A 12,989-nucleotide genomic window follows, 5' to 3' on the forward strand; every position below is an offset into this window, starting at 1 on the left:
CGGGCCGCGCTGATCATCACCGAGGAGGAGGCGCTGGGCATCTGCGAACACACGACGCGCTTCAACCGGGTCAACGTCATCGAGACGAGCATGAGATTGGTGCAGGGCTTCTCGTTCACGGCTTCTCGTTCACGGCTTCCGGCTCACGACGGTGACGGGCCTGACGACCGGGTGACTCGAAAGGTGACCGGGCCGGTGCCCGGTCAGCCCGGTGCCCGGTCGGCTCAGGTGCGGCGGTCGATCCGGCAGATCGGGCAGTTGCTCAGACCGGCCTTCTCGGCCTCGGCCCGGGACGTGGTCTCGATGCCGCTGCCGCCCACGCTGGCGCCCTTGACGAGCGGGCAGTCGGAGTCGTGGAAGCGGCGGGTGCCGACGATGACCGTGACGGTCTCGCCGTCCGCCTCCCGCCCCTGGGCCACGGGACGGTCCTCGGTCGCGGGGGTGCCGCCGGGAGAGGCGTCGTCGCCACGGTCGTCGTGGCCGTCGCGCTCGGCGCGCTCGTCACGAGACGCGGTGGCCTCGGGTGCCGGAACGGGTTTCGCGGAGGTGGAGTCGGCCGCTACCTGCCGCCCGGCGCGCCCGGGTGCGGTCTCGGCCGGCTCCACCGGCTCGGGGGTGTCGCCCTCGGCGGTGGCCTCCCGCCCGGAACCCGAGGGCTCCGGGGAGGCGTCCCGCCCGGCGGTCGCGGTCTCCGCCTTCGTGGTGGAGGCTTCCGCTTCCTTGGACTCCGGCTTCCTGGACGAGGTCTCGCCCGCGGACACGGCCGCTGCGCCGGCCTTCCCGTCGGCGGGCTCGGACCTCGCGGGCTCGGCGGCGGCGGACCCCGCCTTGGCGGGGCCGCTCCCGGTGGGCCCGGCCTTCGCCGGCTCCGTCTTCGCGACCGGCCTGGCCGTGGCGGGCCTGGTCTGCTCGGCCTCGCCGTGCTCGGTGGCCTCGGACTTCGTACGCGCGGAGGTCTCCGGCTCGGCGGTCCCGGGCGCCTCGGCCCGGCTCGCGGAGGCGGCCGTGGCGGACGTACCGGAGGAGGGCGGGGAGCTTGAGGCGCCGGGCTCGCTCCCGGCGGGCCGGGAGGCCGCCGACGGGCCGGTCTCGGGCCCGGCCTTCGCGGAGCCGGACGTGGTGGAGGTGCCCGCGGATCCGGCGGAGGCCTTCCGGCCCTCCTGCTCGGAGGCCTGCGCGACCACGTCGCGGCTGAACCAGCTGGTGGCCTCGGACGCGGCGTGCGGGATCTCGGGGATCTTCGGCAGCTGGATCCCGGCCGGGCGGGTCGGCTGCTCCGCCGGGCGGGCCGAGGAGCTCGCGGGCTCCTGGGGCCGCGACCGCGGCTCGGGAGACTGGATGTAGGGCCGGGCGACCGGGACGACGGGCTCCTGCGGGGACCGCCGGGCCTCCTGCCGCGACGCGGCCTCCTGGCGGGACGCGGTGCTCTCGCGCCCGGTCCCGGAGCCTTCCGGCCCGGTGGCGGGCGCGGCGTCGCGTCCCGCCGCCGGAGACCCAGGAGAGACCGGGGTCACCGAAGAATTGGGGAACGCCGACGACGGCGACGACGGCGACGGCTCAGACCTGGTCTGCGAGGCCTCGAAGCGAGCCTGCGGGCTCTCGGCCCCGGACCGCTGAGACTCGGGCCGCCGAGACTCAGGCCGCTGAGATTCAACTCGCGAAGACTCGGACCGCTGGGACTCGAGGCGCTGGGATTCAGGCCGCGAAGACTCGGGACGCTGGGACTCGGGACGCGTTCCGGGGGCCTGCTGACCGCCGGACGGGGTCGCGGGCCGCGCGGGGCGGTACGGGGCGGTGAAGCGGGCCGTGGCCTCCTGGGGGGCCGGCTCGCGGGCGTCGCCGGGGGAACCGGACTCGTGCGAGACGCTCAGCGGCGCCTCGATCGTGCGTACCCCGGCCGAGGTCTCGCGCGGCTGGGTCCCGGAGGTGCCGGGGGCACCGGAGACGGGGTCCGCGGGCAGGCACGTGGTGCAGGGCGTGAAGCCCTCCTCCCGCGCCTCCTCGTAGGTGAGCTCCTCGTGCTCCCTACCGGTCAGCTGGCGGCATCCCGCGACGTGGTAGCGCTTGCGTCCGGGGATGACCAGCACGATCGCCTCGGGGTCCAGGGCGCCCCGCCTCGCCGCGGCGGCGGTGGCCGGCGCGGCCACCGGACCGCGTCGCGGCTGGGTCGGAGCGGCGGGCACCTGTTGCGTCCCGGGCCGCACCATCATCTGCTGTGGCGCGGAGGGCTGGTTCGGCATATGTGCCGGCATGCCGTGTGGCTGGACCGGCATGCCGTGCGCCTGAGCCGGCATGCCGTGCGGCGCGGGGAGCGGCCCGGCCGGCATCGGTCCCTTCGGGGGAAGGGGCTGAGAGGCCCCGGCGTCCCCGCCGGGGAACAACTCGTGGCGGCGCAGCAACGCCCCGATCACCAGGAAGACTGCGGACAGCATGCTGACCGCGATCGACCAGATGACCAGAAACGGCTTGGCCAGCACGAACCCCGCGATGAGCAGGACGATGGCCGTGAGTACCAAACCGGCGCTGATGAGGATCACAGAGAGACTCCCGGATGCGGGTCAAGAGGATGACCCGACACCTTAGCGGCGGTCGTTGTGAGGACCGTCAACGCCCTGGAAGGCGCCGGAATGCTGCGAGGGATCGCCGCCGAACGGGTTGGGCGCGCTCTGGAGGGTCGGCTGACCGCCCTGAGCCACCGCGTGGGACATGGCCGGAGGCCCGCTCACGATCGGGAACCCGCCGCTGCCCTCGGCCGCGACGTTCAGCTCGGCGAGCTGGTTCTCCAGGTACAGCTTCAGACGGCTGCGGTACTCGCGCTCGAAGCTGCGAAGCTCCTCGACCTTGCGCTCCAGCTCGTCGCGGGTCTGCACCAGGGAGCCCATGGCCTGACGGTGCCGCTCCTGCGCGTCGCGCTCCAGCGTCTCCGCCCGTGCGCGCGCGTCGCCGATGACCTGCTCGGCCTGGCGACGTGCCTTGCCGAGGATGTCGTCGGCCTCGCGGCGCGCCCGGGTCACCGTCTCGTCCGCCTCGCGGCGGGCGTCGGCGATGGCCTGGTCGGCGGTCTGCTGCGCGAGGGCGAGCACCCGGGCCGCGGTGTCCATGTTGTCCTCGGCCGGAGGCATCCCCATTCCGACGGGAACGGGCTGCTGATGCTGCACCGGCTCGGGAGCGCGCATCGGCTCCGGCTGCTGCATCATCATCTCGGGCTTGGGCTCGGCGATGGGGGCGGGCGCCATGGCCATGCCCATACCGCCGGGGACCTTGCCCCGCAGGCACTCCGCCAGTTTGGCGCGGAGCTCCTCGTTCTCCTGTATGAGACGGTCCAACTCGGACTCGACCTCATCGAGGAAGGCGTCTACCTCTTCCTCGTCGTAACCCGGCCTGAGTCGGGTCGTACTGAATTGCTTGTTCCGCACGTCGGCGGGCGTCAGCGGCATTTCGGTCTCCTTGGCGCGCTTGGAGTCTGTCCGGGGGGACGGTACCCGATCAAAGCGCGGACACGAGTTGGATCAAGACCAAGACCACAATGAACAGCACTGTGAAGCTTAGGTCAAAGGCCACCGTACCCAACCGGAGTGGTGGAATGAAACGGCGGAGGAACTTGAGAGGTGGATCGGTCACCGTGTATACGGCTTCCGCCAGCACCAGGACGATGCCGGTGGGGCGCCACTGACGTGCGAACGCCTGCACCGTCTCGAAGATCATTCTGCCGATCAGCAGGATGAGGTAGATGGACAGGACGAAGACCAAGATCCCGCTAACGATCCCCACGGTCCGTACCCGCCTCCACTCCGCTCTGCCGTCCACTGTCCTGTCGGGACCTGTCGGGCCGGTCACTGTTCATGGTGGAACTCTAGCTCTGGTTGAAGAATCCGCGTTCCGCGATTCGGGCCTTGTCCTCGGCGGTCACCTCGACATTGGCTGGGGACAACAGGAACACCTTGTTGGTAACACGTTCGATGCTGCCGTGTAGGCCAAAGACGAGACCTGCCGCGAAATCGACGAGGCGCTTGGCGTCGCTGTCAACCATCTCGGTCAGGTTCATGATGACCGGGGTGCCGTCGCGGAAGTGCTCGCCGATGGTCCGCGCCTCGTTGTACGTGCGCGGGTGAAGCGTGGTGATGCGCGCCAGATCGGTCGTGCGGCGCTCCAGGAGGGCCGTCGCGGGCCTCGGAGCGGGCACGCCGGGGTCGGTGTCGTCCTGGAGGTCGTGGACCGTGCCAGGGCGCTCGTCGCCCTCGCGGCGCGCGTCGTCGAACTCCTCGTACTCGTCGTCGGGGTAGCTGTCGTATCTCTCGTAGCGGTCGTCCTCAACAAGACCGAGGTAGACCGCCATCTTGCGCATCGCGCCGGCCATCGCTACTTCTTCCTCCGTCTTACTTCAGATGTGCCCGAGGGGCCAGCCCGACCGCCTTGAGCTCACCACCGTTCGACCGCTGTCCGGATCGCGGACGCCAAGGTCCACTTGAAGGGACATTACCTGACGAAGGGCTTCCTGCGACCGAGCAACGCCGTACCAACACGCAGGTGTGTCGCGCCGTTGGCGATCGCCTGGGACATGTCCCCGCTCATTCCCGCCGAGATGACACCGGCGCCCGGGTGGGTCTTCCGCACCGACAGCGCGATCTCCCGCAGCCTCGCGAACGCCCCGCCCGCCTCCTCGCCCAGCGGCGCGACCGCCATCACCCCGCCCAGTTCGAGGCCCTCGGCCCCGGCGACGGCGTCGGCCAGGGCCTCGACCTCCTCGGGTCTCGCCCCGCCCCGCGCGGGGTCGCCGTCGAGCGCGACCTGCACCAGGCAGGTGAGCGGGCGTCCCGCGCCGAGCGCCTCCCTGCTGAGCGCGGTGACCAGGCGCGGGCGGTCGACCGAGTGGACGACGTCCGCGTAGCCGGCCACCGAGCGGGCCTTGTTGGTCTGCAGCTGACCGACGAAGTGCCAGCGCAGGCCGAGCCCGGCGCATTCGCGCGCCTTGGCGGCGGCCTCCTGGTCGCGGTTCTCCCCGACGTCGGTGATCCCGAGTTCGGCGAGGAACCGCACGTCGGAGGCGGGGTAGGTCTTGCTCACCGCGATGAGGGTGATCTCCTCGCGGTGACGGCCGGCGGCCCGGCAGGCCTCGGCGATCTCCGCCTCGACCCGGGCCAGCCCGGCCGCGATCTCGTCACGTCGTGTTGTTTCCGTCACATCTCCGCCGCTCGGACACTGGCAAACCGGCGGAGCCCATTCTTCCCGGCACGGCCGGGCGGTCCGTCACCGCCCCCGCCGTGAGAGATGTCACTTCAGGAAATCGGGGACGTCCAGCTCCTCTTCCTGCTCCTCGAAGATCACCGGCCGGCGCCGGGCCGGGTCGGTGGCCCTCGCCGAGATCGGCGTCGGCTGCGAGGGCTCGGGAGCCGGGCGCGGGATCGACAGCGGCGGGGAGTGCGGCTCCTCCATCCGGTGCGGCTCGGCGTGCTCCGCCGACGGCTGCGCCTGCTGGACCGGGTAGATCTGCTGCGGCTGGGGCGCCGGCTCCGCCTGCGAGGACTGCGGGCTGGAGACCGGCCGCATCGGCGGGGGCGGCGCGTGCTCCACCCTGGGCTCGGGGCGGGGCTCGGGACGGGGCTCGGCCTTGACCGTGGGCGCCAGCGGGCGGACCGGGGCCGCCGAGGACGGCTGGGCCGGGCGCGAGACGGACTGCGGGCGCGCGGCCGGCTGCGGGACCGGCTTGGGCTCGGGAGCGGGCTCGTCGAACCCGGCCGCGATCACGGTGACGCGCACCTCGTCGCCGAGGGCGTCGTCGATGACCGTGCCGAAGATGATGTTGGCGTCCGGCGCGGCGGCGGTGGAGACGAGCTGGGCCGCCTCGTTGATCTCGAACAGGCCGAGGTCGGAGCCACCGGCGATCGAGAGCAGCACGCCGTGCGCGCCGTCGATGCTGGCCTCCAGCAGCGGGCTGGAGACGGCCATCTCGGCCGCCGCGACCGAGCGGTCGTCGCCGCGGGCGTGGCCGATGCCCATCAGGGCGGAGCCCGCCCCGGACATGACCGACTTCACGTCGGCGAAGTCGAGGTTGATCAGGCCGGGGGTGGTGATCAGGTCGGTGATGCCCTGGACACCGGAGAGCAGCACCTGGTCGGCCGCCTTGAAGGCGTCCAGCACGCTCACCTGCCGGTCGGAGATCGACAGCAGCCGGTCGTTCGGGATCACGATGAGGGTGTCGACCTCCTCGCGGAGGGTCTCGATGCCGGCGTCGGCCTGCATCGCCCTGCGCCGTCCCTCGAAGCTGAAGGGCCGGGTCACCACACCGATGGTCAGCGCGCCGAGCGTACGGGCGATGTTGGCCACCACCGGGGCGCCTCCGGTGCCCGTGCCGCCGCCCTCACCGGCCGTGACGAAAACCATGTCGGCCCCCTTGAGGACCTCCTCGATCTCCTCGCGGTGGTCCTCGGCCGCCTTGCGCCCGACTTCGGGGTTGGCCCCCGCGCCGAGGCCGCGGGTGAGCTCGCGCCCGACGTCGAGCTTGACGTCGGCGTCACTCATCAGCAGCGCCTGGGCGTCGGTATTGATGGCGATGAACTCGACGCCCTTGAGTCCCTCCTCGATCATCCGGTTGACGGCGTTGACTCCGCCTCCGCCGATTCCTACAACCTTGATGACCGCGAGGTAGTTCTGCGGTGCTGCCACGACGAGGGGCCTTTCCGCTCGTTGACTTGCAATTTCATGCGGCACGGGGCCCGTGCCGTCGTTTCCAAAACCCTCACCCTCAAGTTGAGATTTAGCTTTATGTCAACCTGAGGAGTGATACGGACAGTAGGAGTTGCGCTCCTGGCGGGTCAACTAACCGCGCCGCAGCGCGTTCAGCGTGTCGCGGGCCGTCCTTTTCCGGGAACGCTCCGGGAACGCCCGCCATCCGATGAGATCACCTGACCGTCACGACGTCAGGCGAACTGACGTCATAGGTGTCGGCCGGACGCTTGAGCAGCGTAACAAGGATCCGCGCCTTGTCGGCTGGACGGTCGCCGCCGCCCCACACGACCGCGCGGCCGTCCTTGAGGCGCAGCGAGACCGTCTCCGCCGACGGCGCGAGCACCTCGGCGACCTTGCGGGCGAGATTGTCGGGCAGCGCGGTGAGGACGGTGAGCGCCGCCACGGTCGCCGGATCCGCGGGTCCGGGGCGGGACACCCGCAGCACGGGCAGCGCCGGGGGCGCGACGTCCTTGACCTCGGTGACCATCCCGTGGCGGTCCATCAGCGCGGATCGCTCGCCGACCGGCACCACCGCCACCGGCGAGCGCTCCACGACCTCGACGCGCAGGGTGCCCGGCCAGGCGCGGCTCACCGTCACCGACTCGACCTGCGGGATCCTGCCGATCCTGCCCTCGACCTCGGCCACGTCGACGGTGGCGAGGGGCATGTCCGCGGCCACCTCGGCCGCCCGCCGGATCTGCTCCGCGGACAGGCCCGCGTTGCCGGCCACCTGGATCTCCCGCACCCCGAGCACCGGGGAGAAGAACACCAGCCACGCGGCGATGCCCACCACCCCCACGGTGAGCAGGGCGAGGAAGGCCGACCGCCACACCCCGTTCATCGCCACTCCCCCTCGGGCGACCGGCGCCCGCCGACGTGGGTCACCGCGCGGCCAGCTCCGCCACGATCCTGGGGCCCAGCTCCGTCACGTCGCCCGCGCCCATGGTCAGGACGATGTCACCGGGCCTGGCCCGGCCCGCCACCAGGGCGGGCACGCCGTCGCGGTGGGGGGCGTAGGCCACCCGCTCCGCGGGCAGCGGCACCTTGCCCGCCACCAGCGCCCCCGACACGCCGGGCTCGGGGTCCTCGCGGGCCCCGTAGACGTCCAGGACGACGACCTCGTCGGCCAGCCCGAGCGCGGCGCCGAACTCGTCGGCGAAGAACCGCGTGCGCGAGTACAGGTGCGGCTGGAAGACCGCGATGACCCTGCCGTCCCCGGAGAAGGACGCCACCACGTCCCGCGCCGCGCGCAGGTCGGCGGCGAGCTCGGTCGGGTGGTGGGCGTAGCTGTCGAAGACCGCCACCCCGCCCGCCTCCCCCTTCGCCTCGAAGCGGCGCTTGGCACCGGTGAAGGCCGCCAGGCCGTCGCGGATCTCGTCGAAGGAGACGCCCAGCTCCTCGGCCACGGCGATGGCGGAGGCGGCGTTGAGCGCGTTGTGGCGGCCGGGCACCGCGAGCCTGACCTCCCCGCGCCCCGCGATCGTGAAGGTGATGCCCAGCCCCTCGGGAACGATCCCGCTCACTCTCAGGCCGGCGTCCTCCGCCTCGCCGTACGTGATCACCTTCAGGCCGCGGGCGCGGGCGATCGGGATCAGCGCGGCGGAGCCGGGGTCGTCGGCGCAGAGGACCATGGTGCCGGTGACGCGCTCGACGAACCTGGCGAAGCTGTCGTGGACCGCGCGCGGATCGCCGTAGTTGTCCAGGTGGTCGGGCTCGACGTTGGTCACCACGGCGATGTCGGGGGCGAGCATCAGGAAGGAGCCGTCGCTCTCGTCGGCCTCGGCGACGAACACCCCGCCCGAGCCCTCGTCGGCGCCCAGGCCCGTCGTCACCAGCTGCCCGCCCACGCAGTACGAGGGGTCGATGCCGCACTTCTGCAGCGCCACGGTGAGCATCGAGGTCGTGGTGGTCTTGCCGTGGGTGCCGGCGAGCGCGACGCCGGTCTTGCCCGCCATGACGGACGCGAGCGCCGCGGCCCTGGGGATGACCCGCAGGCCCTGGCGGAGCGCCTCGCCCAGCTCGGGGTTGGAGTCGCGGATCGCGGTGGAGACCACGACGGTGTCGACGTGCTTGACGTGCGAGGCGGCGTGGCCGATGTTGACCCTGGCCCCCAGGTCGCGCAGCTCCGTCACCATGTCCGAGCCCCGCGCGTCGCTGCCGGAGACCGGCACGCCCCGCTTGAGCAGGATGCGCGCGATCCCGGACATGCCGGAACCGCCGATCCCGATGAAATGGACCCGTCCCAGGTCGCCGGCCGCGACCGGATCCACCAGCTTGACCAGGCTCATCGGCCGCTCACCCCTCCTCGTTCGCCGCGCGGGGGCGTCCGCCCCGCGTCAGGTCCTCGTCCGCCTCCGGCGGTCTCGCGCCCGCCGCGCCGGGGCCGCTCCGCGACCCGCTCGGTGATCTCCGCTGTGATCCCTCCGGTGCCCATTCAGCCCCTCCCCAGCGCCGCGATCTGCAACACCCTGCGCGCCAGCGTCACGTCGGCGTCCTTCCTGCCCATCCTGGAGGCCGCGTCCGACATGGCGACCACGCGCTCGGGGTCGGACAGGATGGGCAGCACGTTCCCGACGATCCACTCCGCCGACAGCTCCGCGTCGTCGATCATCAGGCCGCCGCCGCCCCGCACGATCGGGGTCGCGTTGAGCCGCTGCTCGCCGTTGCCGTGCGGCAGCGGGATGTACGCGGCCGGCAGCCCCACGGCCGTCAGCTCGGCGCAGGTCATCGCGCCGCTGCGGCACAGGGCGAAGTCGGCCGCGGCGTAGGCCAGGTCCATCCGGTCGACGTACTGCAGCACGACGTACTGCGGGTCGCCCGGCGGCGGCTCCTCCTCCAGGGTGTTCTTCGGGCCGATGACGTGCAGCACCTGCACCCCGGCCCTGCGCAGCGCGGGGGCGGCGGCGAGGGCCGCCCGGTTGAGCGAGCGGGCCCCCTGGGAGCCGCCGGTGACCAGCAGCGTGGGCAGGTCGGCCTCCAGGCCGAACCAGGACCGGGCCTTGTCGCCCATGGACAGCCGGTCCAGGTTGACGATCTCCCTGCGGAGCGGGATCCCGATGTGCTCGGCGCGGTTCAGGGGGGTGTCCGGGTGGCCGGTGAACACGTGCTCGGTGAGGCGCGCACCCAGCCGGTTGGCGAGGCCGGGGCGCGGGTTGGCCTCGTGCACCACGATCGGCACGCCGCGCCGCCGCGCCGCGAGGTAGGCGGGGGTCGCCACGTAGCCGCCGAAGCCGACCAGGACGTCCGCCTTGACCTGGTCCATGATGCCGGCGGCCGCGTTGATGGCGCCCGCCAGGCGGCCGGGCACGCTCAGCAGCTGGGGCGTCAGGGCCCTGGGCAGCGGCACCGCGGGGACCAGTTGCAGGTCGTATCCCCGGGCGGGCACCAGCCTGGTCTCCAGACCGCGCTCGGTGCCGAGGCAGGTGATCCCGATGTTCGGGTCGAATTGGCGCAACGCGTCGGCCAGGGCCAGCGCCGGTTCGATATGACCGGCCGTCCCGCCACCGGCGAGGACCACCCTCATGTCGGTCCTTTCGCTTATCGTCTTCCGCGGCCCGGCCGTCGTCTCCCGGCCGGACCACCCAGGCCAAGCCAGCTTAGGCCCCGCGCCACCGGTCCGGGGCCATGGGCCGCGAGAGCCTCGCGGGCGCCGGGTTCCTGCTTGGCGAACGACAGGAGCATGCCCAGGGCGGCGAGGGTGGGCAGCAGGGCCGATCCACCGTAGGAGACCAGCGGCAACGGGATGCCGGTGATGGGCAGCACGCCGATGACCGCGCCGATGTTGACGATCGCCTGGCCGGTGATCCAGGCGACCGCGGCGGCGGAGGCGAGCCGGACGAACGGGTCCTTGACCCTGGTCGCCACCCGCAGTCCCGCGTAGCCGAGCAGCCCGAACAGGGCGACCACGACGAGCGTGCCCATCAGGCCGAGCTCCTCGCCGAGGATGGAGAAGATGAAGTCGCTCTCCGAGTGCGGGATCCAGCTCCACTTCTGCCTGCTGGAGCCCAGGCCCAGCCCGAACCAGCCGCCGCTGCCCATCGCGATCTGCCCCTGCACGGCCTGGTAGCCGGTGTCCCGGGCGTTGCCCCAGGGGTCGAGCCAGCCGGTGATCCGGTCCGAGCGGTAGCCCTCGGTGCTGATCATGACGATGGCCGCGAGCGCGGCCACCGCGAGGATCCCGCCGAACAGCTTCAGCGGCGCCCCCACCACCCACAGCAGCGACAGGAAGATCAGCATCAGCATCAGCGTGGTGCCCAGGTCGCTGCCCAGCATGACCATGACGGCCAGGATGGCGGTGCCCGGCATCAGCGGGATGAACAGGCTGCGCCACTCGATCGTGCCGTTGCGCGCCTTGCGGGCCAGCAGGTCGGCGCCCCAGAGCATCAGCCCGAGCTTGGCGGGCTCCGACGGCTGCAGGTAGATGGGGCCGAGGTCGATCCAGCGCTGGGCGCCGAGGTGGGAGGTGCCGACGAACAGCACCAGCACCAGGCCGAGGATCGACAGCGCCATCAGCGGCAGGCCGGCGAGCCTGAAGAACCTCGGCGGCAGCTGCGCGCAGATCCACATCAGCGGGAGCCCGAGCGCCGCCGAGATCGACTGCTTGAAGAACCAGTAGAAGGGGTCGCCCGTCTCCTGCAGCGCCTCGATGCTGGAGGCCGACAGCACCATCATCAGGCCGAGGGTGAGCAGCAGCGCGCTGCACCCCAGGATCAGGTAGTACGAGGTCAGCGGCCGGTTGAGCAGCTCGCGGAAGGCGAGCAGGTGCTCGCGGAACCCGTCGGGCCGCGCGGGCGCGCCCTCCCGCGCGGGCGCTCCCTTGGGGGCCGGCGCTCCCTTGTGGGCGGGCGCCCCCTCCTGGGTGGTCGCGCTCACGCCGCTCCCCCGTCGTGCCCCTCGGCGAGACGGTGCACGGCCCGGGCGAACGCCTCCCCTCGGGCGGGGTAACCGGCGAACATGTCCAGAGAGGCGCCGGCCGGGGCCAGCAGCACGGTGTCTCCGGGGGCGGCGAGCCTGGCGGCTTCGGTGACGACACGGTCCATGACCCCAGTGTCTTGCCCCGCGACCTCCACCACCGGAACATTCCCGGCGTGTCGCGCCAGAGCCTCGCGAATTCGCTCGCGGTCGGCGCCCAGGAGCACCGCGCCGCGCAGCCGGGGGGCGGCGCGGCGTACCAGCTCGCCGACGTCGGCGCCCTTGAGCTGCCCCCCGGCGACCCAGACGATCGAGGGGTAGGCGGCCAGCGAGGCGGCGGCGGCGTGCGGGTTGGTGGCCTTGGAGTCGTCGACGTAGTCGACCTCGGCGACCCTCGCCACGTGCGCGATCCGGTGCGGGTCGGGCACGAAGTCCAGCAGCCCCTGACGGACGGCGGCGGCGGGCACCCCGTAGGCCCTGGCCAGGGCGGCGGCGGCGAGCGCGTTGGCCACGTTGTGCGGGGCGAACGGGCGGACGTCGGCGAGCGAGGCGAGCTCCTCGGCGTTGCGCTCCGGCTCGGCCACGAACGCCCGGTCCACCAGCAGGTCCTCGACCACGCCCAGCTGGCCGGGCCGGGGCACCCCGAGGGTGAAGCCCACGCTCCGCGCCACCCCGGTGCTCCCGTACGGCGCGGCGAGCCGGGCCGCCCACTCGTCGTCGGCGTTGTGCACGACCGTCGCGGCCCTGGCGAAGATCTCCCCCTTGACGCGGGCGTACTCCTCCATGGAGCCGTGCCAGTCGAGGTGGTCGGGCGCCACGTTGAGCACCGCGGCCGCGTACGGGGCGATGCCCGGCGCGCGGTGCAGCTGGAAGCTGGACAGCTCCACCGCGAGCACGTCCGAGGGCCCGGTGACGGCCTCCACCACCGGGGTGCCGACGTTGCCGACGGCGAGCGCCCGGTGGCCCGCGGCCAGGAGCATCGAGGTGAGCATCCGCACCGCGGTGGTCTTGCCGTTGGTGCCGGTCAGCGCGAGCCAGGGGGCGGCGCCCTCGGGGCGGAGCCGCCAGGCCAGCTCGACCTCGCCGATCACCTCGATCCCGGCCGCGGCGGCGGCGGCGAGCAGCGGGTGGTGCGGCGGCCAGCCGGTGGTGACGATCAGGGAGGTGCCCGCGGGGGGCTCGGCGGGCTCGCCGAAGCGGACCTCGACGCCGAGCGCGGTCAGCTCGGCGGCGGTCGCCCTGGCCCGCTCGCCGTCGCGGCCCTCCAGGACGACGACCTTCTCGCCGCGCCCGGCCATCGTGCGGGCCACGGCGACGCCCGAGACCCCCAGGCCCGCGACGCAGATCACGCG

Annotated in this window: 11 protein-coding genes; all 11 read right to left on the bottom strand. The window is 72.8% G+C overall.

The genetic code is table 11. From position 1 onward, the window contains the following. Window positions 1-224: 224 nt before the first annotated feature. Window positions 225-2,537 (bottom strand): hypothetical protein, encoded by a 2,313-nt coding sequence (locus ABT053_RS31545; RefSeq protein ID WP_350973932.1) that lies wholly within the window; start codon window positions 2,535-2,537, stop codon window positions 225-227. A gap of 42 nt (window positions 2,538-2,579) precedes the next feature. Continuing rightward, a complete protein-coding gene (locus tag ABT053_RS31550) occupies window positions 2,580-3,437 on the bottom strand; it encodes a DivIVA domain-containing protein (protein ID WP_350973933.1) in 858 nt (285 codons plus the stop codon). 49 nt (window positions 3,438-3,486) lie between these two features. Beyond that, on the bottom strand, window positions 3,487-3,771 hold the full coding sequence (locus ABT053_RS31555) for a YggT family protein (protein WP_350973934.1): 285 nt from the start codon (window positions 3,769-3,771) through the stop codon (window positions 3,487-3,489). An 82-nt stretch (window positions 3,772-3,853) separates the two neighbouring features. Beyond that, the gene (locus tag ABT053_RS31560; protein WP_329093101.1) at window positions 3,854-4,357 is read right to left on the bottom strand and encodes a cell division protein SepF; all 504 of its coding nucleotides are present in this window, start codon (window positions 4,355-4,357) and stop codon (window positions 3,854-3,856) included. A gap of 119 nt (window positions 4,358-4,476) precedes the next feature. Continuing rightward, the gene (locus ABT053_RS31565; protein WP_350973936.1) at window positions 4,477-5,181 is read right to left on the bottom strand and encodes a YggS family pyridoxal phosphate-dependent enzyme; all 705 of its coding nucleotides are present in this window, start codon (window positions 5,179-5,181) and stop codon (window positions 4,477-4,479) included. Between the two features lie 90 nt (window positions 5,182-5,271). Beyond that, entirely contained in the window at window positions 5,272-6,663 is a 1,392-nt protein-coding gene (ftsZ, locus tag ABT053_RS31570; RefSeq protein ID WP_350973937.1) for a cell division protein FtsZ, read from the bottom strand. 235 nt (window positions 6,664-6,898) lie between these two features. Then, window positions 6,899-7,567, bottom strand: coding sequence for a cell division protein FtsQ/DivIB (locus ABT053_RS31575; RefSeq protein ID WP_350973939.1), 669 nt, complete (start codon window positions 7,565-7,567; stop codon window positions 6,899-6,901). A gap of 40 nt (window positions 7,568-7,607) precedes the next feature. Continuing rightward, a complete protein-coding gene (murC, locus tag ABT053_RS31580; RefSeq protein ID WP_350973940.1) occupies window positions 7,608-9,014 on the bottom strand; it encodes a UDP-N-acetylmuramate--L-alanine ligase in 1,407 nt (468 codons plus the stop codon). A 146-nt stretch (window positions 9,015-9,160) separates the two neighbouring features. After that, entirely contained in the window at window positions 9,161-10,249 is a 1,089-nt protein-coding gene (gene murG / locus ABT053_RS31585; protein WP_350973943.1) for an undecaprenyldiphospho-muramoylpentapeptide beta-N-acetylglucosaminyltransferase, read from the bottom strand. Between the two features lie 14 nt (window positions 10,250-10,263). Next, complete coding sequence (ftsW, locus tag ABT053_RS31590) at window positions 10,264-11,598, bottom strand: putative lipid II flippase FtsW (RefSeq protein WP_350973944.1); 1,335 nt, start codon at window positions 11,596-11,598, stop codon at window positions 10,264-10,266. Continuing rightward, entirely contained in the window at window positions 11,595-12,986 is a 1,392-nt protein-coding gene (gene murD, locus ABT053_RS31595; protein ID WP_350973946.1) for a UDP-N-acetylmuramoyl-L-alanine--D-glutamate ligase, read from the bottom strand. Before murD ends, ftsW begins: the two co-directional genes overlap by 4 nt. Window positions 12,987-12,989 lie beyond the last annotated feature (3 nt).

Origin of the sequence: Streptosporangium sp. NPDC002524, assembly GCF_040295985.1 — a bacterium.
Taxonomy (GTDB): Bacteria; Actinomycetota; Actinomycetes; order Streptosporangiales; family Streptosporangiaceae; genus Streptosporangium.

Bases quoted from the DNA above. Each gene is read 5' to 3' on its own strand.
- ABT053_RS31550 (WP_350973933.1), bottom strand. From the start codon at position 3,437: ATGCCGCTGACGCCCGCCGACGTGCGGAACAAGCAATTCAGTACGACC.
- ABT053_RS31560 (WP_329093101.1), bottom strand. From the start codon at position 4,357: ATGGCCGGCGCGATGCGCAAGATGGCGGTCTACCTCGGTCTTGTTGAG.
- ABT053_RS31575 (WP_350973939.1), bottom strand. From the start codon at position 7,567: ATGAACGGGGTGTGGCGGTCGGCCTTCCTCGCCCTGCTCACCGTGGGG.
- murC (WP_350973940.1), bottom strand. From the start codon at position 9,014: ATGAGCCTGGTCAAGCTGGTGGATCCGGTCGCGGCCGGCGACCTGGGA.
- murG (WP_350973943.1), bottom strand. From the start codon at position 10,249: ATGAGGGTGGTCCTCGCCGGTGGCGGGACGGCCGGTCATATCGAACCG.